Source organism: Rhizobium acaciae, from assembly GCF_025941625.1.
Classification (GTDB): Bacteria; Pseudomonadota; Alphaproteobacteria; order Rhizobiales; family Rhizobiaceae; genus Rhizobium; species Rhizobium acaciae.
Map to the genome: position 1 here is coordinate 83,128 of NZ_JAPCZO010000003.1, position 19,277 is coordinate 102,404.

Annotated in this window: 19 protein-coding genes; 11 read left to right on the forward strand and 8 right to left on the reverse strand. The window is 61.5% G+C overall.

Going from position 1 to position 19,277, the window contains the following annotated elements; genetic code table 11:
- Positions 1–53 precede the first annotated feature (53 nt).
- The 5 genes from OLZ32_RS06215 to OLZ32_RS06235 all read left to right on the forward strand — a co-directional run bounded on the left by OLZ32_RS06215 (position 54) and on the right by OLZ32_RS06235 (position 6,357).
- Positions 54–1,580, forward strand: a complete 1,527-nt coding sequence (locus OLZ32_RS06215) for a sugar ABC transporter ATP-binding protein (protein ID WP_003543023.1) — start codon at positions 54–56, stop codon at positions 1,578–1,580.
- Between the two features lie 77 nt (positions 1,581–1,657).
- Positions 1,658–2,662 (forward strand): ABC transporter permease, encoded by a 1,005-nt coding sequence (locus OLZ32_RS06220; RefSeq protein ID WP_011653575.1) that lies wholly within the window; start codon positions 1,658–1,660, stop codon positions 2,660–2,662.
- 68 nt (positions 2,663–2,730) lie between these two features.
- Entirely contained in the window at positions 2,731–3,678 is a 948-nt protein-coding gene (locus OLZ32_RS06225; protein ID WP_003543021.1) for a substrate-binding domain-containing protein, read from the forward strand.
- A gap of 249 nt (positions 3,679–3,927) precedes the next feature.
- A complete protein-coding gene (locus OLZ32_RS06230; RefSeq protein WP_017989458.1) occupies positions 3,928–4,983 on the forward strand; it encodes a sugar phosphate isomerase/epimerase family protein in 1,056 nt (351 codons plus the stop codon).
- A 186-nt stretch (positions 4,984–5,169) separates the two neighbouring features.
- Complete coding sequence (locus tag OLZ32_RS06235; RefSeq protein WP_003543019.1) at positions 5,170–6,357, forward strand: Gfo/Idh/MocA family protein; 1,188 nt, start codon at positions 5,170–5,172, stop codon at positions 6,355–6,357.
- 76 nt (positions 6,358–6,433) lie between these two features.
- On the opposite strand, the gene OLZ32_RS06240 is transcribed toward OLZ32_RS06235, so the two are convergent.
- Entirely contained in the window at positions 6,434–6,838 is a 405-nt protein-coding gene (locus OLZ32_RS06240) for a DoxX family protein (protein WP_003543018.1), read from the reverse strand.
- A 249-nt stretch (positions 6,839–7,087) separates the two neighbouring features.
- Here OLZ32_RS06240 and OLZ32_RS06245 point away from each other — a divergent pair, with 249 nt between their 5' ends.
- Positions 7,088–8,461 (forward strand): GH1 family beta-glucosidase, encoded by a 1,374-nt coding sequence (locus OLZ32_RS06245; RefSeq protein WP_264420183.1) that lies wholly within the window; start codon positions 7,088–7,090, stop codon positions 8,459–8,461.
- Positions 8,462–8,574: 113 nt separating this feature from the next.
- Positions 8,575–10,785 carry a putative bifunctional diguanylate cyclase/phosphodiesterase gene (locus OLZ32_RS06250; RefSeq protein ID WP_264420185.1) on the forward strand — a complete coding sequence of 737 codons (2,211 nt, stop codon included), beginning with the start codon at positions 8,575–8,577 and terminating at the stop codon, positions 10,783–10,785.
- 18 nt (positions 10,786–10,803) lie between these two features.
- Here OLZ32_RS06250 and trhO read toward each other — a convergent pair whose 3' ends face one another.
- The 4 genes from trhO to OLZ32_RS06270 form a co-directional block, all read right to left on the reverse strand.
- Positions 10,804–11,733, reverse strand: coding sequence for an oxygen-dependent tRNA uridine(34) hydroxylase TrhO (trhO, locus tag OLZ32_RS06255; RefSeq protein ID WP_264398570.1), 930 nt, complete (start codon positions 11,731–11,733; stop codon positions 10,804–10,806).
- Between the two features lie 71 nt (positions 11,734–11,804).
- Positions 11,805–12,281: a VOC family protein gene (locus OLZ32_RS06260; protein ID WP_264420187.1), complete on the reverse strand. Its 477-nt coding sequence runs from the start codon at positions 12,279–12,281 to the stop codon at positions 11,805–11,807.
- 147 nt (positions 12,282–12,428) lie between these two features.
- Entirely contained in the window at positions 12,429–13,337 is a 909-nt protein-coding gene (locus OLZ32_RS06265) for a CHAD domain-containing protein (protein ID WP_264398568.1), read from the reverse strand.
- Entirely contained in the window at positions 13,315–13,803 is a 489-nt protein-coding gene (locus tag OLZ32_RS06270) for a CYTH domain-containing protein (protein WP_003543008.1), read from the reverse strand. The genes OLZ32_RS06265 and OLZ32_RS06270 overlap by 23 nt, the downstream gene beginning before the upstream one ends.
- Before the next feature lie 154 nt (positions 13,804–13,957).
- On the opposite strand from OLZ32_RS06270, the gene OLZ32_RS06275 reads away from it, so the two are divergent.
- From OLZ32_RS06275 to OLZ32_RS06290, 4 genes are all read left to right on the forward strand, one after another.
- Entirely contained in the window at positions 13,958–14,596 is a 639-nt protein-coding gene (locus tag OLZ32_RS06275; protein WP_264420189.1) for a 2-dehydro-3-deoxy-phosphogluconate aldolase, read from the forward strand.
- A 111-nt stretch (positions 14,597–14,707) separates the two neighbouring features.
- Positions 14,708–15,427 carry a tellurite resistance TerB family protein gene (locus OLZ32_RS06280; protein ID WP_017989450.1) on the forward strand — a complete coding sequence of 240 codons (720 nt, stop codon included), beginning with the start codon at positions 14,708–14,710 and terminating at the stop codon, positions 15,425–15,427.
- A 64-nt stretch (positions 15,428–15,491) separates the two neighbouring features.
- Positions 15,492–16,187 (forward strand): GNAT family N-acetyltransferase, encoded by a 696-nt coding sequence (locus OLZ32_RS06285; protein ID WP_003543002.1) that lies wholly within the window; start codon positions 15,492–15,494, stop codon positions 16,185–16,187.
- The gene (locus OLZ32_RS06290; RefSeq protein ID WP_003542999.1) at positions 16,184–16,390 is read left to right on the forward strand and encodes a hypothetical protein; all 207 of its coding nucleotides are present in this window, start codon (positions 16,184–16,186) and stop codon (positions 16,388–16,390) included. Before OLZ32_RS06285 ends, OLZ32_RS06290 begins: the two co-directional genes overlap by 4 nt.
- Before the next feature lie 2 nt (positions 16,391–16,392).
- On the opposite strand, the gene OLZ32_RS06295 is transcribed toward OLZ32_RS06290, so the two are convergent.
- The 3 genes from OLZ32_RS06295 to OLZ32_RS06305 all read right to left on the reverse strand — a co-directional run bounded on the left by OLZ32_RS06295 (position 16,393) and on the right by OLZ32_RS06305 (position 19,136).
- Complete coding sequence (locus tag OLZ32_RS06295) at positions 16,393–17,469, reverse strand: nickel/cobalt transporter (protein ID WP_264420192.1); 1,077 nt, start codon at positions 17,467–17,469, stop codon at positions 16,393–16,395.
- Positions 17,463–18,104 (reverse strand): DUF1007 family protein, encoded by a 642-nt coding sequence (locus OLZ32_RS06300; RefSeq protein ID WP_003542995.1) that lies wholly within the window; start codon positions 18,102–18,104, stop codon positions 17,463–17,465. The genes OLZ32_RS06295 and OLZ32_RS06300 overlap by 7 nt, the downstream gene beginning before the upstream one ends.
- A 138-nt stretch (positions 18,105–18,242) precedes the next feature.
- Positions 18,243–19,136: a LysR family transcriptional regulator gene (locus OLZ32_RS06305; RefSeq protein WP_003542994.1), complete on the reverse strand. Its 894-nt coding sequence runs from the start codon at positions 19,134–19,136 to the stop codon at positions 18,243–18,245.
- Positions 19,137–19,277: the final 141 nt, after the last annotated feature.

Genomic DNA, 19,277 nt, shown 5'->3' on the forward strand with positions numbered 1-19,277 from the left:
AAAGGTTTACATAAGGCTCCAGAGCGGATGGGATGCCGCTTTGGGAGGACCAGATGACTGTGGAAGCTGCCGACACCGCACCCGTGGTGCTGTCCGCCAGGCGCATATGCAAATCCTTCAGTGGAGTGCAGGTCCTCTTCAGCGTGAACTTCGATCTCCGCGCCGGCGAAATCCATGCCCTCATGGGTGAAAATGGCGCCGGCAAATCCACGCTCGTCAAGGTGTTGTCTGGTTTCGAACAGCCGAGTTCCGGCGAAATCCTGCTCGACGGCAAGCCGGTCGTCCTGCCGCCCAATGGCGCCGCCGAGGCGCTCGGCATCGTCATCATTCACCAGGAATTCAACCTCGCCGAACATCTGACCGTAACGGAGAGCCTTTTTCTCGGGCGCGAAGTCACGCGCTTCGGCGTTCTCGACCGCAAATATATGCGGTCGGAGACACGCAAGGTTCTCGATGTGCTCGGTTCGCATGTCGACGAGAATGCGCTGATCAGCACGCTTTCCATCGCCGACAAGCAGATGGTCGAAATCGCCAAGGCGATCAGCCGCGATGCGCGGGTGGTGTTCATGGACGAACCGACCGCGGTGCTGTCGCGGGAAGAGACCAATATGCTGTTCAAGCAGGTTCGCAAGCTTCGCGACCAGGGTACCAGCTTCGTCTTCGTGTCCCACAAGCTCGACGAGGTGATGGAATTGACCGATCGTGTCACGGTGCTGCGCGACGGCCAATGGATCAAGACGTCGCCGACGTCCGTTCTGGACGGGGAATCGATCGCGCAGCTGATGGTCGGCCGCGAACTCTCCAGCCTCTATCCCGCCAAGGTCGAGCCTGATGTCGACGAGGAGGTCGTCCTCAGAGTCGCTTCGGTGTCGACGGGTTATGTGAAGGATGCGAGCTTCGAGGTGCGCAAGGGCGAGATCATCGGGTTTTCCGGCATGATCGGCTCCGGCCGCACTGAACTGATGGAAGCGATCGCCGGGTTGCGGACCCGTCTCGAGGGCGAGGTGGTCATCAAGGGGGAAACGGTTCCCTCCGGCGACGTGCATGCCGCCAATCGCTGCGGGCTCGCCTACATGACCAAGGACCGCAAGTCGAAAGGCCTCTTGCTGCGCTCCGGCATGGTGACCAATCTGACACTGCAATCGCTCGGAAGGCACGCTCGTCACGGCTATCTCAGCCCGGGCAGCGAGGCGGCCGCGATGGCGAAGGCCAAGCGCCGCTTCGATATCAGGGTTCGCGACGGCAATATCGTCGCCGGCCGGATGTCGGGGGGAAACCAGCAGAAGCTGCTGCTCGCCAAGGTCATGGAGACCGAGCCACAGATCATCATCATCGACGAGCCGACGCGCGGCATCGATGTCGGCACCAAGCAGCAGATCTATCATTTCATCTCGGCACTCGCCCGGGACGGCCGGTCGATCATCGTCGTGTCGTCGGAGATGCCGGAGGTCATCGGCCTCTGCACCAGAGTGGCGGTGATGCGCGAAGGGCGTATCGTCGGCGTGCTCGAGGGCGAGGAGATTTCCGAGCAGGAGATCATGCGTTACGCCGCCGGGCTCAAGAAGAAGGCGGCTGCCTGAAGGCTGAAGCAGGGCTTTACCGATCAGGGCGACAGATAAGATTCCCAGAAAATATGGGACGGGAGGTTGGTTTGGAAATGAGTGTCAACGAGGAGACCAGGGAAATCCGGCGCCGATCCTGGCGGGATGTCGACCTGCGTGCGGTCGCGCCGTTCGTCGCCCTGGCGCTGCTGCTGATCGTCGGAGCCCTGGTTAATCCCAATTTCATCGGCATCACCAACCTTGCCAATGTCGCAACGCGCAGCGCTTTCATCGCCATCATCGCGGTCGGTGCGACCTTCGTGATATCGGCCGGGGATCTCGATCTGTCGGTGGGGTCGATGGTGGCCTTCGTCGCCAGCCTGATGATCCTGCTGATGAATTCGGGCGCCATCGAAAACCCGGCTTTGATGCTGCTGGTCGCGGTCGTCTTCACCATGGTCGCCGGCGCACTCTGCGGCCTGGCGAACGGCCTGATCACGACGGTGGGCAGGATCGAGCCCTTCATCGCGACGCTCGGCACGATGGGCATCTATCGCGGCCTGACGACATGGCTGTCGCAGGGAGGCGCGATCACACTTCGCTCCGCCGATATCCAGACGCTCTATCGCCCTGCTTATTTCGGCAATATCGCCGGCGTGCCTGTGCCGATCGTGGTGATCCTGGCGGTGACGGCGGTTGCTGCCTTCATCCTCTACCGCACCCGCTACGGGCGCCACGTCGTCGCCGTGGGATCAAACAGCGATGTCGCCCGCTATTCGGGCATCGCGGTCAACCGTGTGCGGACGATTGCCTTCGTCATCCAGGGACTGTGCGTCGCCATCGCCGTGCTGCTCTACGTTCCGCGTCTCGGCTCGACATCGGCGACGACGGGTATCCTGTGGGAGTTGCAGGCGATCACGGCCGTCGTCGTCGGCGGCACGGCGCTGAAGGGCGGCGCGGGCAGGGTCTGGGGCACGATCTGCGGCGCCTTCATTCTTGAACTGGTCGGCAACATCATGCTGCTTTCGAATTTCATCAGCGAATATCTGATCGGCGCCATCCAGGGTGCAATCATCATCATCGCCATGTTCGTCCAGCGTTCGCTGGTGCGCAAATCATGAATTGACCGGACTTACAGGGCGTCCGGTCCCGTATGGAAAAGTCCCTGAAATTATTGGGAGGAAATAGCATGCGTAAATTGATGTTGGGCCTGGCGGTTGCGGCGGTGACGTTCGCCGGCGCCGCTCACGCCCAGGACAAGAAATTCACGATCGGCGTATCCATTCCGGCCGCCGACCACGGTTGGACGTCGGGCGTGGTGTTCCATGCCGAACGCGTCGCCAAGCTGCTGATGGCCGAACATCCCGGTCTTAACGTCATCGTGAAGACCTCGCCGGACGCCGCCAGCCAGGCCAACGCCGTGCAGGATCTCGATACGCAGGGCATCGACGCCCTCGTCATCCTGCCGTCGGATCCGGATCCGCTCGTCAACGCCATCAAGGAAGTCAAGGCCAAGGGCAAGTTCGTCGCCCTCGTCGACCGCGCGCCGAGCAACAACGACAATTCCGTGCGCGACCTCTATGTCGCCGGCAACAACCCGGCTCTCGGCGAAGTCGCTGGCAAGTACATCAAGGACACGACGCCGGACGCCGAAGTGGTCATCATCCGCGGTCTGCCGATCCCGATCGACCAGCAGCGCCAGGACGGCTTCGACAAGGGCATTGCCGGCTCGAACGTCAAGGTTCTCGACCGCCAGTACGGCAACTGGAACCGCGACGATGCCTTCAAGGTCATGCAGGACTACCTGACCAAGTACCAGAAGATCGACGTCGTATGGTGCCAGGATGATGACATGGCCGTCGGCGTTCTGCAGGCGATCGAGCAGGCCAAGCGCACCGACATCAAGTATGTCGTCGCCGGCGCCGGCTCCAAGGACATGGTCAAGAAGGTCATGGACGGCGACAAGCTGATCCCGGTCGACGTTCTCTATCCGCCGGCAATGGTCGGCACGGCGATGGAGCTGACGGCTGCGGCCCTCTACGATCAGGTCCCGGTTCATGGCAGCTACATTCTCGATGCGACTCTCGTCACGAAGGAGAATGCCAAGGACTTCTATTTCCCGGATTCGCCGTTCTGATCCATCGTCTTGAGACATGCGCCCATTCGAAAGGATGGGCGCTTTTTTATGCTTCCATACGGCGGCTGGCCGAAAATGCTGCACGTACCTCTTGCCCGCCAAAGCCCATCATGATTAGCTCCCAGCCATATCGCATCTGGCCTCGTGCCAAATCACGAGCCAAGGGCGAGGAGGTGCCTTGCTCCCGCCAAATAGCGTGCTACAACATATCAGAAACGTTTACGGTCAATATTCAGGGAGGAATCTGACATGAAAACGATCAAAGGCCCCGGCCTTTTCCTTGGCCAGTTCGCGGGCGATACTGCTCCTTTCAACTCGTGGGACGCGATCACCAAATGGGCGGCCGACATCGGTTACAAGGGCGTCCAGGTACCGACCTGGGCCAGCCAGCTGATCGATCTGAAGAAGGCTGCCACGTCCAAGGACTATTGCGACGAATTCGCCGGCAAGGCTCGCGAAAACGGCATCGAGATCACCGAACTCTCCACCCATCTGCAAGGCCAGCTCGTCGCCGTGCATCCGGCCTATGACGAAGCCTTCGACGGGTTCGCGGCACCGGAGGTGCGCGGCAATCCGAAGGCGCGTCAGGAATGGGCAGTCGAGCAGGTCAAGATGGCGCTGACGGCATCCAAAAACCTCGGGCTTACGGCGCATGCGACCTTCTCCGGCGCGCTTGCCTGGCCCTTCATCTATCCCTGGCCGCAGCGTCCTGCCGGCTTGGTCGAGACTGCCTTCGACGAACTCGCCCGTCGCTGGACGCCGATCCTCAACCACGCGGACGAGAACGGTATCGACGTCTGCTACGAGATCCACCCGGGCGAAGACCTGCATGACGGCATCACCTTCGAGATGTTCCTGGAGCGGGTGAAGAACCATCCGCGCGCCAACATGCTCTACGATCCCTCGCACTATGTCCTGCAGTGCCTCGATTATCTCGACAATATCGACATCTACAAGGACCGCATCAAGATGTTCCACGTCAAGGATGCGGAGTTCAATCCGACCGGGCGCCAGGGCGTCTACGGCGGCTATCAGGGCTGGGTCGAACGCGCCGGCCGGTTCCGTTCTCTCGGCGACGGCCAGGTCGATTTCGGCGCGGTGTTCTCGAAGATGACGGCGAATAATTTCGACGGCTGGGCCGTGGTCGAATGGGAATGCGCGCTGAAGCATCCGGAAGACGGCGCCCGCGAAGGCGCCGAATTCGTCGCCGCGCATATCATCCGCGTCACCGAGAAAGCCTTCGACGATTTCGCCGGTAGCGGTACCGACCAGGCGGCGAACCGGCGGATGCTGGGGCTTTCCTAAATCAGTGCATATTGGTTGGTTGCCCCTAACCCTCTCCCCGTAAACGGGCGAGGGGACTTGCCCGACCAAACGTCGAGAGCGGAAAAGACGCTGCGGCATACCCCTTCTCCCCGCGAGCGGGGAGAAGCTGGCGGCAGCCGGATGAGGGGCCATATCCGCACCAAATTTAAATTTCAGGAGGACAGAATGGCAATCGAAGCATCATCCGAACAGACACGCGAGCCGCGCATCCGGCTCGGCATGGTGGGCGGCGGGGCGGGCGCGTTCATCGGCGCGGTCCACCGTATCGCGGCCCGCATCGACGATCAGTACGATCTCATCGCCGGCGCGCTGTCGGCTTCGCCCGAAAAGGCGATCGCATCCGGCCGCGACCTCGGCCTCGATCCGTCGCGGACCTATTCCAGCTATCGCGAGATGGCGATCCGCGAGGCGAAGCTGAAAAATGGCATCGAGGCGGTGGCGATCGTCACGCCGAACCATGTTCACTACGATGCAGCCAAGGAATTCCTCAAGCGCGGCATTCATGTCATCTGCGACAAGCCGCTGACGTCAAACCTTGCCGATGCGAAGAAGCTGAAGAAGATTGCCGACGAGAGCGGCGCGCTCTTCGTGCTGACGCATAATTACACCGGTTATCCGATGGTCCGTCAGGCGCGCGAGATGATCGCGAATGGCGAACTCGGCGACATCCGCGTCGTCCAGGCCGAATATCCGCAGGACTGGCTGACGGAAGCGGTCGAGCAAACCGGCCAGAAGCAGGCCGCCTGGCGCACCGATCCGGCGCAGTCCGGCGTCGGCGGCTCGACCGGCGATATCGGCACGCATGCCTATAATCTCGCTGCCTTCATCACTGGTCTCGAGCTCGACAGCCTCGCCGCCGACCTCGACAGTTTCGTTCCGGGTCGCCGGCTGGACGATAATGCGCATGTCATGCTGCGCTTCAAGGCGAAGGGGTCGGAGAAACCGGCCAAGGGCATGCTCTGGTGCAGCCAGGTGGCGCCCGGCCATGAAAATGGCCTGATGGTGCGCGTCTACGGCACCAAGGGCGGGCTGGAATGGACCCAGAAGGACCCGAACTACTTGTGGTACACGCCTTTCGGCGAGCCGAAGCGGCTGATCACCCGGGGCGGTGCCGGTTCAGGCGCGGCTGCCGGCCGTGTCACGCGTGTGCCATCTGGGCATCCGGAAGGTTATCTCGAAGCCTTTGCGACGATCTATACCGAAGCCGCGCATGCGATCAACGCCCGCAAGAAGGGTAAGGCCGTCGACAAGGCGGTGGTCTACCCCACGGTCGATGACGGCGTGAAGGGTGTGGCTTTCGTCGAAGCCTGCGTCGCGTCTTCCAAGAAGAACGGCGCATGGGTCAAGGTCTGAATTTACCGATCCGCGTGGCCCCATGAAAAACGCCGAGGCGGTCTCGAGTCGCCTCGGCGTTTTGTTTTATTTTTGATCAAGCCGCCGCTGTACGGCCACGCCTCAGCAGGTTGTCGACACTCAGCGGTCCGGCACCTGCCGCCACCAGATAAAGAAACACGAAGCAGAACAGGATCGCCGCGACGCCGCCGTTCTGGGCGGGGTAGATGCCCTTTGAAGCATGCCCGATAAAATAGGCGAAGGCCATGAGGCCCGAGAGCACGAATGCTGCGATACGGGTCTGGAATCCCACCAGGACCAGGAAGCCGAAGGTGAGTTCGAGCAGCCCGGCAACCCAGGAGAGCGACCCCGCCGGCGGCACGCTTGCCGCAGCCGGAAAATGCAGGATTTTCTGTGTTCCGAAGCTGAAAAGGACAAGTGACGAGACGATGCGCAACAGGCTCAGCAGATGAGGCTGCAGCGAATGGACCGAAGAGAGCATTGGATTCCTTTCATATTTGTGATGCCATTTCCCGTGTAAGGATCGCGGTCTCAATGGCCAAGTCACGACTGCTGACATTGCCGTTATGAGGGTAGCTGCGCGGTGGGGGAGGGGCGGCTGCAGCGGCGTTGCAGCTGTTCTGTTTTCCTCCTGCAACGTTGCAGTTTTTCTCGCCGTCAGCCTGTACTTTGCCTTCAGGCTTGGCTAAATCCGGCGCAAACGGCCCAACCTGAGAGATAGGATTTCCAGATGATCGATCCGAAGAAACTCGCGGAACGCTTTCCCGGCGACTTCACTTTCGGCGTTGCCACCGCCGCCTTCCAGATCGAAGGCGCCAGCAAAGCCGATGGCCGCAAGCCATCCATCTGGGATGCTTTCTGCAATATGCCCGGCCGCGTCCATAATCGCGATAACGGCGATATCGCCTGCGATCACTACAATCGCCTGGAACAGGACCTCGATCTCATCAAGGAGATGGGTGTCGAAGCCTACCGGTTCTCGATCGCCTGGCCGCGCATTATCCCCGACGGCACGGGTCCGGTGAACGAGGCCGGCCTCGATTTCTACGATCGGCTGGTCGACGGCTGCAAGTCGCGCGGCATCAAGACCTTCGCGACGCTCTACCACTGGGATCTGCCTCTGTTGCTCGCCGGCGAGGGCGGATGGACGGCGCGCTCGACCGCCTATGCGTTTCAGCGCTATGCCAAGACGGTGATGAACCGCCTTGGCGATCGCCTCGACCGGGTCGCGACTTTCAACGAACCCTGGTGCATCGTCTGGCTCAGCCATCTCTACGGCATCCATGCTCCGGGCGAACGCAACATGCAGGCCGCCCTTCACGCCATGCATTACATGAACCTTGCCCACGGTCTCGGCGTCGAGGCGATCCGCTCGGAAGCCCCCAACGTGCCGGTCGGGCTCGTGCTCAATGCCGCCTCGATCATTCCCGGCTCCGACAGCCCGGCCGATCTGGCCGCCGGCGAGCGTGCGCATCAGTTCCACAACGGCGCTTTCTTCGATCCCGTCTTCAAGGGTGAATATCCGAAGGAATTCATCGAGGCGCTGGGCAATCGCATGCCCGTCATCGAGGATGGCGACCTGAAACTCATCAGCCAGAAACTCGACTGGTGGGGGCTGAACTATTATAAGCCCGAGCGGGTCACTGATGATGCCGAACGCAAAGGTGATTTCCCCTGGACGGTGGAAGCGCCGCCGGCAAGCGACGTCAAGACCGATATCGGCTGGGAGATCTATGCGCCTGGCCTGAAGCTCTCGGTCGAGGATCTCTACCGCCGCTACGAGCTGCCGGAGTGCTACATCACCGAGAATGGCGCCTGCGACAACACCGATGTCGTCGACGGCGAGGTCGACGATACGATGCGCCTTGATTATGTCGGCGATCACCTCGAAATCGTCGCCGGCCTCATCAAGGACGGCTACCCCTTGCGGGGCTATTTCGCCTGGAGCCTGATGGACAATTTCGAATGGGCGGAAGGCTACCGCATGCGCTTCGGTCTGGTCCATGTCGATTATGAGACCCAGGTACGCACGGTAAAAAAGAGCGGCAAATGGTATCGCGAACTCGCGGCGCAATTCCCGAAGGGCAATCACAAGCCGGGTTAGGGGCGCGTCCTCAGGCGGCGACACAAAAATAGCTCGCGAGAGGCCTGCAACAGTCGGTTGCTTAAACGTTTTTGAACCCTTGGCTGGCAAAGTCCGACGGTCAGGGAGTCGTAATGCAGACCGCCGGAAAGTCGCAGAGCAAAGGATCGGGAATAGGCCGTCACATCACCGTCACGGGCGTGCTTTTTTCCTTCGCAGTCATTGTTGCAGTCGTCACCATCATGGTGCTGACGGCGCTCGAACGCGTGGCCGAAAATTCCAATATTCTCGATGACGAGCGCTCGCGCGAAACGACGATCGGGGCGTTGAAGACCTTCGAGGAACAGCTCGGCGCGACGCTTGACGATTACGCCGCCTGGGATGACGCCGCCGTCAACGTCTACGCAGCTGACGGTATGGCCTGGACGGTGAGCAACTACGGCGAGATGTCGGTCAACAGTTCGCTTTTCGACATGGCGATCGTCATCGATGCCGAGAAGAAGGCGATTATGGCCTATCGCGATGGCAAGCCGATGGAGGAGCCGGTCACGGATTTCTTCGCGCCTTCGCTCTGGACCTTGTTCGACACGGTGAAGGCGGCCGGCCCGGCCGATCGTCCTCAGGCGATCGGTTTCGTTACCACCAAGCGGGGCATTGCCGCCGTCGGCGTGGCATTGGTGCGGAAAAAGTCCGGTTCGCTGGATGTGCCCGCCGGCCAGCAGCGCTATCTCGTTTTCGCCCGCCATCTCGATGACGACAGGGTGACCGCTCTCGGCCAGACCTATGTCATCGGCGGGCTGCGGCTGGCGCCGCCGAGTCTTGCGGCCGACTACCTCGTCCCGATCGTCGATCCGACGGGGGCAACGCTCGGCAAGCTCGTGTGGATCTCGCGTTCACCCGGCGATATCGGCTATGCACAGGTGCGGCCGATGGTCATCCAGGCGCTCGGCCTCGTCGGATTGTTCTTCGTGGTGCTGCTGGTCATCGGCTGGCTTGCCGGCCGCCGCCTGAAGGCGGAGGAAAACAGCGCCCGCGAGGAGACGCTGCGCGACAGGCTGAGCGGTCTTTCCAATCGCGACGGTCTCGGACTGGCCGTCGATCGTTTTGTCATCGAGGCACGCCAGACCAAGCGCAACGTGCTGCTCCTCTATCTCGACCTCGATGGCTTCAAGGAAGTCAATGACAGTTATGGCCACGGCACCGGCGACCAGTTGATCCGGGCGGTCGCGGCCGGGCTCGATGTACTCATTCCGCAAGGTGCGGTTCTCGCCCGTATTGGCGGCGATGAATTTGCGATCGCCTTTCTCTCCGACAGCGAGAATGCCGCCGCCCTGCAGCTCGCCGAGCAGATCCTCGATTTTCTTGTCGAGCCGCTGGAGATCGGTCGTCGTGTCGTCGTCGTCGGGGCAAGCATTGGTATCGCCATGTCGCCTTCCGGGACGATCGGGCGTGAGGAGCTGGTGCGCCGTTCCGACCTTGCCATGTACAAGGCGAAGGAGGCCGGCCGCGCGCGCATGACGCTCTACGATCCGTCGATGGACGCCGATCGAGAGCAGCGCAATGCGCTGGAGCTCGACCTCCGGATCGCCATTGAAAGCGGCGACCTGACGCTTGCCTACCAGCCGCTGATCGATTCGGCGACGCATGCGATGACCGGCGTCGAGGCGCTGGTGCGCTGGAACCGTCCAGGTCATGGTCCTGTTTCGCCCGAGCTGTTCATCCCGATCGCCGAGACCAGTGGCCTCATCGAATCGCTCGGCCTGTTCGTGCTGCGCAAGGCTTGTGAGACGGCTAAACAATGGCCGGAACTCAATGTCTCGGTCAATGTCTCACCCGGCCAGTTCCGCAATCCCGCCTTTACCGACTATGTGCGCTACGTGCTGAAGCAGACGGAGATCGAAGCCGGCCGCGTCACGCTCGAGATCACCGAAGGCTACATGATCCAGAATCCGCAGCGCACCCGCCAGTCGATCGAACGGCTGAAGGGACTGGGGGTCAAGGTGGCGCTCGACGATTTCGGTTCCGGCTTCTCCTCGATCGGTTATCTCAGGCAGTTCGGCTTCGACCGCATCAAGATCGACCGCTCGCTGGTCATGGGTGTCAACGACAAACGCCAGCGCGAGATGCTGCAGGCGACAGTGGCGCTCGCCCGCTCGCTCGACATTCCGGTGACGGCCGAAGGCATCGAGACCGAGGAGCAGGCGATAGCCATGCGCCTTTTCGGCTGCGACTGCCTGCAAGGCTATTTGTTCGGAAAGCCTGTGATATCAGACCTTATCACCGAGATGCTGAACGAGCGACGTGCAGCGGAGCCGGCGGCCCGACGCCACATCGGCGCAGCCTGATCCAATCAGAATCCTGGCTCAGCTGCCGATATGTCGCTGGCCGCGCTTCTTCGCCAGGGCGATCTGGTGCTGACGCTGACGGTAACGCAGCCGGTCTTCCTCCGTGCGCGTGTGGTAGCAGTGGCTGCAGGAAACGCCTTCCTCGTAAAGCGGCGAAGTAATCTCCTCGGCAGTGATCGGGTTGCGGCAGGCGTGGCAGAGCCGGTGTTCGCCTTCCTTCAAGCCGTGCTCGACGGAGACGCGCTCGTCGAAGACGAAACAGGCGCCATCCCAGAGGCTTTCCTCCGGTGGCACTTCCTCCAGATATTTCAAGATGCCGCCCTTCAGATGATAGACCTCGTCGAAGCCCTCAGCCTTCATGAAAGCGGTGGCCTTCTCGCAGCGTATGCCGCCGGTGCAGTACATGGCGACCTTCGGCTTGTTCTGCAGACCGGGATTCTGACGCACCCATTCCGGAAACTCACGGAAGCTCTTGGTCTTCGGGTCGAGCGCGCCGCGGAAGGTGCCGATCGCCGTCTCGTAGTCGTTGCGGGTGTCGATGACGATGGTGTCGGGATCGGAAATCAGCGTGTTCCAGTCCTTGGCAGCCACATAGGTGCCGACCACCTTGTTGGGGTCGATATCTTCGACGCCCATGGTGACGATTTCCTTCTTCAGCTTCACCTTCATGCGCAGGAAGGGCATTTTCGAGGCGCGGCTTTCCTTGTGCTCCAGGCCCGAAAATTCCGGCTGGGCGCGCAGGAAGGCAAGCACGGCGTGAATGCCGGCATCCGGCCCCGCAATCGTGCCGTTGATGCCTTCATGCGCCAGAAGCAGCGTTCCCTTGACGCCGTTCTCCTCGCAAAGCGTCTGCAACGGCGCCTGCAGGTCGGCAAAGCGCGGCACGGAAACGAAATGGTAAAGTGCGGCCACGAGGAACGGGCTGGTGTGTGTCAGGCTGTCGGTCATAGGCCGGAAATACAGAAAATCGGCGGGCCGCGCAATTGCCTTCGCCAGCGGCGACCTTGACCGGTGACCGATTACGCTCGCGCCTGCCACGCGGAAAACGGCCGCACGCCGAAGCTCCGGTCGGGGATGTCGTCGAGAACGCTGATGAATTCGATCGAGTGCCCGTCCGGATCCTTGAAATAGATCGACAGCGCCGGCATCCAGCCGAGAACCACCGGCTCCGTCACCGGTTCGCCGGTAAAGCCGAGGGGTTCCACACCTTTTGCCCTGAGAATGGCGGGCGCCTGCAACACGTCGCCTGCGGTCATACGGAAGGCGATGTGCAGCCGCATCTTCAGCGGCTCGCTTCCGATTTCCCAAAGGCCGAGCATGCCGGTCTTCCTGTCGTCCACCCAGAGGAAAGCGACTTTACGCTCCTCGAATGAGGCTGCCGGTTCGAGCCCAACGACATCGCGGTAGAAGTCCGTGGAGGTCTTGAGATCGGCAACGGTCAGATGGGTCTCGTAGAGCCCGAGCACTTCCGGCATTGCGGCATTTTCGGCGGTCATATTTTCCTCGCGGGTCAAGTCTCTGCTTGTTCGACCACCGGAGGCTAGGACCTCAAGATTGCTTGAGGTCAATAGGGTTTCTTGTGATATTGCAGATGCGATGGGAAATGCAGAGCTGCGCGCAAGCACTTCCGATTTCGCGGCCTCTCAACTCCCAGCCATCACCCAGAGAAGCTCGATGCGCTGGGCTTCCTCGTCGGCATCATCGGCGAAGACGGCCTCGGCTTTGACCAGCGCTTGCCGCCGGTCTTCCTGCTGGCGGAAGATGATGATGTCGAGCAGATGCGCCAGGTCGTCATTGCGAGTGAAGAGCTGCGGTTCGGCCTCGACCAGTTCGGAGAGCACGGTGAGATCATGGATGTGACCGAGATCCTCGACGAGTTCCTTGGCTGCATCCCGCTTGGCCTTCATCGCGCCCGGCCAGACGTCGCGCAAAAGGGTATGGTAGAGCCGATAGTCGTAGGTGCGTTTGCGCAGATCGTGGAAATCGTCGGCCGATGCCTCGCCGTGGCAAGCCGCAAGCGCGGCCTGGGCCTTGCGCGTGGTGCGGCGCCAGCTCTTCGCCAGCATGCGGGCATTCTTGCGGTGGCCGCCATCAAAGGAGACGGCATCCAGGGCGGCGATCGCTTGCTTCAGAACGTCGGAGGTTTCCGCGAGCCGCTGTTCCAGGCCGCTTTCGGCTTCGGCCATCCATTCACGGCGTCCTTCGAGAATGGTGACGATACGGCCGAGCGCCTCGCTCTCCTCGTTCCCGCGGGCTGCATGCTGCAGATATTCCGCGGTGCCGATGAGGGCGGTAGCGTCGCGGATCGCCGAAAGCGAGCGGGCGGCATCGCGCAGCCGCGCATTTTCTTGGGCCTGAAAATCCGGCGTCTCGCGGGCCACGAGGCGATAGAGCGAGCGTAGCCGTTTCAGGTTTTTGCGGAAAGAATGGATCGCCTCATGCGCGCCGTCCGGGCGTTCCGCGAGGACAGTGACGGCGTGTTCCAGCTGCTTGGTCGCGACGCTGCGGAACGCTTCGGTGAAATCGGCGTCAGGCCGAATGCGATAGGCCATGCCTGTCGTGCCCGTACTCTGTGGCAAGCGCCTGGTTGGAATAACGGAAATCGCCGGTCACTTCGCGGCCGAGCCAGGTGGGCAGGGCCGGATCATCGGTTTCCGCCGTCATTTCCACCTCGGCAATCACCAGTCCGCGATGCTCGCCGGTAAAGACGTCGACTTCCCAGACGAAGTCCTCATGCGGAACGCGGTAGCGCGTCTTCTCGATGACAACGCCGATCGCGTTCTGCAGCAGCTCTTCGGCATCGGCGATCGGGATGTCATATTCGAATTCGTCACGGGTGATGGTGCTGCGGCCGATCTTGATCGTCAGTTTCGCCTTCCTGCCGTCGAGGATGCGCACGCGCACGGAACGATCGTCCATCGAGGCAATGTAACCCTGCCTGAAGACAGATTTCGTCTCGACGGCGGAACGCCATCCATCGCTGCGTACAAGAAACTTCCGCTCGATCTCTTTCGCCATGCCGGTGAACCTTTTGTGACGATTACGGCACGGTAGCCCAATTTCCACGCATTTCATACCCTTCTCGGCATGCGGTCCGGTTTTATCTCGACAAGGTTCCGCGGGGGCGTTATTCGGGGTCCGAATTCAATCGTTTCAAGGAGGTCGCGCGACCATGGGCGAGAAAACAGAGAAGCTCCTTTCCATCCTGAAACTCCAGCCCGTCGTTCCGGTATTGATAGTCGACGATGCGAAGACGGCGGTGCCGCTGGCCCGCGCGCTCGTCGCGGGCGGGCTAAAGGCGATCGAGATCACCATGCGCACGCCGGCGGCACTCGAGGCCGTGCGCGCCGTCGCCGCAGAGGTCGAGGGGGCCGAAGTCGGCGCCGGCACGATCCTCAATGTCGCCCATTGGGAAGCCGCCGTCGAGGCCGGTTCGAAGTTCATCGTCAGCCCGGGCACGACGCAGGAACTGCTCGATGCCGCCGCCGATTCCGACGTGCCGCTGCTTCCGGGGGCTGCGACCGCCAGCGAAGTCATGGCACTGCGCGAAGAAGGCTACCAGGTGCTGAAATTCTTCCCGGCGGAGCAGGCCGGTCGCGCCGCCTATCTCAAGGCACTGTCCTCGCCGCTTGCCGGCACGCTGTTTTGCCCGACCGGCGGCATTTCGCTGAAGAACGCCAATGATTATCTCTCGCTGCCGAACGTCATCTGCGTCGGCGGCTCGTGGGTGGCGCCGAAGGAACTGGTCGTGGCCGGCGACTGGGCTGGCATTACCAAGCTCGCGGCAGAGGCGGCAGCGCTGAAGGCCTGAGTTTCGGCAGGGGCGGGTGAGTCTCATGGCTTAATCCCGCTCCCCTTATTTGTATTTCACCCGTCGCAAACCTATGTACTCCTCCAGTTTCAAACAGGGAGATGACGAGGAATGTTCGACGCAAAGAAGCTTCTCGACCAGTTTTTGGGTTCGCAGGTGCCAGGTCTTGGCGGTTCGGTCCGCGACAGGGCCGGTGACGCCGTGCAGACGGCAAAGAACAATCCGCTGGCGACAGGTGCGATTGCAGCCGCGCTTCTCGGCACCAAGACCGGTCGGGGTATTGCCGGCAATGCACTAGCGATCGGCGGTCTTGCCGCGATTGCCGGCCTCGGCTACCAAGCCTACAAGAATTACCAGGCGGGGCAGGCGCCCGCAGCCCCCTCGGATGCACCGTCGGCAAACAATCCGGTCCTTCTGCCGCCGCCTGCCGAATCCGGTTTCGGGCCGACATCGCCTGCCGGCAGCAATGAATTCGTGCTGGTGCTGATCCGCGCGATGATCGCCGCCGCCAAAGCCGACGGCCATATCGACGATGCCGAACGCGCCCTCATCATGGACAAGGTCAAGGCCGCCGACGTCAGCGGCGAGGCTGCGGCCTTCATCGAGCGTGAACTCGCTTCGCCAACGGATATCGATGCGCTGGTTGCTGCGGCGGTGACTGAAGAACAGCGCGTCGAACTCTACACCGCCTCGCGGCTCACCATCGAGCCGGATTCGCGTGCCGAGCGCGGTTATCTCGATCTGCTTGCCGGCCGCCTCGGCCTTGCCGACCAGCTGGTCGACCATATCGAGGCGACGGTGTCGTCGGCCAAGACGACCTTGTCGCAGTGACATCCAGGCCGGTTGCCTTTGCTGGGCGGCTGGCCTATCCACTCTTCGGAAAAGAGGAGTGAACATGCGCGATCTTGCAAATTTCAAGGGCTGCCCGGCGCCGAAGCCGGTCACGCTGAAGGGCCGCTTCGTCACCGTCGAGCCCTACCAGCGTGAGGAACATCTCCAGGCGTTATGGGATGGCCTCGGTGGCATGGGCATCAACCCGCTGCTTCTCTATTTCGCCCAGGACGATTTCTCCGGTATCAACGATTTCGCCAACTGGCTGGAAACCGTCAATACCAAGTCCGGCTGGCTCACCCATATCTTCCGCGACAACGCCACCGGCAAGATTGTCGGCATGGCGAATTACATGCGCGCCGACCCGGCAAACGGCGTCGTCGAGATCGGCGGGGTCGCGCACGGGGTTGAGATGAAGCGTTCGCCACTGTCGACCGAGGCGCATTACCTGATGGCCAAGCATGTCTTCGAGGATCTCGGCTACCGCCGTTACGAATGGAAATGCGACAATAAGAACGAGGCGAGCAAGACGACGGCGGCGCGTTATGGCTTCAGCTTCGAAGGGGTCTTCCGCCAGCACATGATCTCCAAGCATCGCAACCGCGACACCGCCTGGTTCTCGATGATCGATGCCGAATGGCCGATGATCAACGATGCCTTCGAAGCCTGGCTTTCGCCGGAGAATTTCGACGCCGAGGGCAACCAGATCCGCCGCCTGCAGGATATCCGCGCCGATCTCGAAAAGGAAAGGCTCGTATGAGCCCGGAAAGCCGCTCGCAGGCGACCGCCGCCGCCATCATCCTGCTTGGCGCCGCCCTCGTCATCTATTTCCTGCCGACCATCGTGCTGTGGATCGGCAATTTCTCGCCGACGCTGGCAATCGTCGTCGGCGTCTGCCTGATCCTGGCGTTTTTCGCGGTTTTCTGGCTGCGGGCGCGCTACCAGCGCAGCCGGGGGAAGTAAGTTTACCCTTGTAGCGAGGCCCCGAGCAGCAGGGCACCCATCAGAATAACGAGTACGGCGCCGAGGATTTCGATGGCGTTGCCGATCCAGATCGAGGCGGTGGAGCCGCGTCCGGAGAGGCGGACGGCCGCACTCTTGGCGGTGACGGCAAGTGTGGCAAGCAGGGAAACGGTGATCGCCGTGCCGAGCGACATGGCAGCGACCGACAGCATGCCGCCGAGATAGAGCCCGTTCAGCAGTGAGAAGGTCATGACCAGAAGCGCGCCGGAACAGGGGCGCAGACCGACGGCAACGATCGCCGACCAGGCCTCGCGGACGCTGAACCTGTCGCCGCCGAGCAGGGCCGGGTCGGGCACATGGGCATTGCCGCAGGTCTCGCAGACCATGCCGGGAACGAAGGTGTGGCCGGCTTCGACAGCCTGCGCCTTGCCGTTGAACGCATAGGCCTGGCGTTCGGCGGGATTGTCCTTCCAGTCGAGCATCATGCTGACCGGGCCGGCCGGCGTCGCCATCAGCCGGCGCCGTGGCATATTGCCGGCCATCGAGCGCAGTTTGCGGAACAACAACCAGCCGCCGAACAGGATGACCATGACGAAGCTGGCGATCTCCATCGCGTGGGTCGCCTCCGTCAGCGTGATGCCGGTGCCGCGCAACACCAGCCAGGCGCCGCCGACCAGCGCTACCGCCACCACGCCCTGGATGAAGGCCGAAATGAAGGAAATCATCACGCCGCGCTTCAGCTCGATCTCGTTGGCGATCATATAGGAGGAGATGACCGCCTTGCCGTGGCCCGGGCCGGCTGCATGGAAGACGCCGTAGGCGAAGGAGAGGCCGATCAGCGATGCCAGCTGCCACGGGTCTTGGCGCATCGCCTTCAAGGCGCCGGTCAGCGCCCGGTAGAAGGCCTGCTGTTCATAATTCACATAGAGCAAAAGCGGTGCGAGCGGACCGCCGGTCGGCTGGAAGCTCGGCTCCGCCGTGCCGATGCCGAGCGGAGATTGTGCATGGGCCAGACTTGCCGCCACTAGGAACGCGAGGACGACAGCGGAAAAAATGAGGGGCAGGCGTTTTGTCAGCATGTGACCTCCAGCCTGGTGGCGAAGAGTTTGGACATGTTGGTGCCGGTGGGATCGTTGAAGAAGGCGTCCGTCAGCGACTGCTTGTTTTGCGAGATCACCTCGTCGGCATCCGGCCGCACCACCTGATGTTTGCAGGCCTTGAAGCCGTCTCCGACGATCGCCAGCTCGGTGTCGGTGGGAAAATCGATCGAGGTGTAGAGCGTCGGGTCGTAGACGCCGAAGGTGAGCCGGCCCTTGAGCGGCATCTTCTCCACCGGCTTTACCGCAAAGAACATCAGTAGCTGGCCATCCTTGTAGTCGACATGGATGATGTCGGGCTTCTGGACGGTGATGTTCTTCCCGTTGATCGTCAGGTTCATGTAGTAATCGTAGTCGGCAAGCGATTGCTTCACCGTCTTTCCGACCTCAGCGAGTTCGTTCGGCTCCAGCTTCAGGTCGGTGTTCTTGTCGAAATCCATGACCACGGAGGAGGAAAAGACCTCGTCGAAGCGCCAGACATTGCGCAGCTCCTCGACACTGCCGTCCTTGCCGGCCACGACTTCGAGGCGCGCTTCCACGAAGATGTGCGGATGGGCAAAGGCGGCGGCCGGTGCCAGCGAAAGAAGCGCGGCCATCAGTATTGTTGAATATCTCATCTATCCCGCTGCCTTGTTCGCTGCCCCTGACTTCTTGCCAGAAATTGGGACGGAATTGGGACCGGGCCGGATCGGATTGGCGTGACCAGACGTTGAAGCGGGACGGGAATGTCGCATCGCTCCGCAAAGGGCGTCGGTCTACGGATGCTTCTTGAACCAGTTGTGCAGGTAATCGACGAAGATCCTTACCTTGGCCGGCAGATAGCGCCGGTGCGGATAGACGGCATAGATGCCGCGGTCGGTCGGGGTGTAATCGTTGAACAGGGTCACCAGTTCGCCGCTCTCGATCGGCTTGCGGGCGATGAAATCCGGGATGAAGGCTACGCCGATGCCGGCCAGTGCTGCGCGTAATGTCGCATGCGGGCTGTTGACCTCTATCGGTCCGGAAACGGCGACGGCGAACGAGGTGTTGTCAGGATTGTGGAAGCGGATGCTCGCCTGGGTGCGCGCATTGGTATCGACGATGAAGGGGACGCTCGAAAGGGCCGTTGGGTGATCGAGATCGGGATAACGCTCGAGAAATTCAGGGGTGGCGCAGATATGGATGCGGAAATCCGAGATCTTGCGGGCGATCATGCCGGAATCTTCGAGCTTGGTGATGCGGATCGCCACGTCGAAGCCCTCCTCGATCAGATCGACGAATCGGTCGTCGGCGGCGATCTCCAGCGAAAGGTCGGGGTTCTCTTTGGCGAAATCGATCAGCGACTGGCCGACATCGGCATCGACGAAGGTGCGCGGCACCGAGATGCGCAGCCGTCCCTTGAGCTGTGCATTGTTTTCGCGCACGAGATCGGCGAGGTTATCGATTTCCTTCAGGATATCGGAGGCGGTACGGTAATAGGTATGGCCGGCCTCGGTCATCGAGAACTGCCGGGTGGTGCGGTTGAGCAGCAGAGCGCCGAGCTCGTCTTCCAATTCGCGCACATATTTGGAGAGCAGCGCCTTGGAGCGACCGGTGCGCCGTGCTGCGGCGGAGAAGCCTTCGGCCTCGACGACATCGATGAAGGCGCGTATGCGGGTCAAGGTATCCATGGCACCCCTCAGGCTGTTTCGGAATGTTGAACAAATTGGCTCGTCTTGTTCAATAATTTTTTTAGTCCGAGATCAAAAAATCGCTTGATTATGAAGGCGAATATTCTTATTTCCCACTCAGCCCAAAGTCGCACGTGCCCA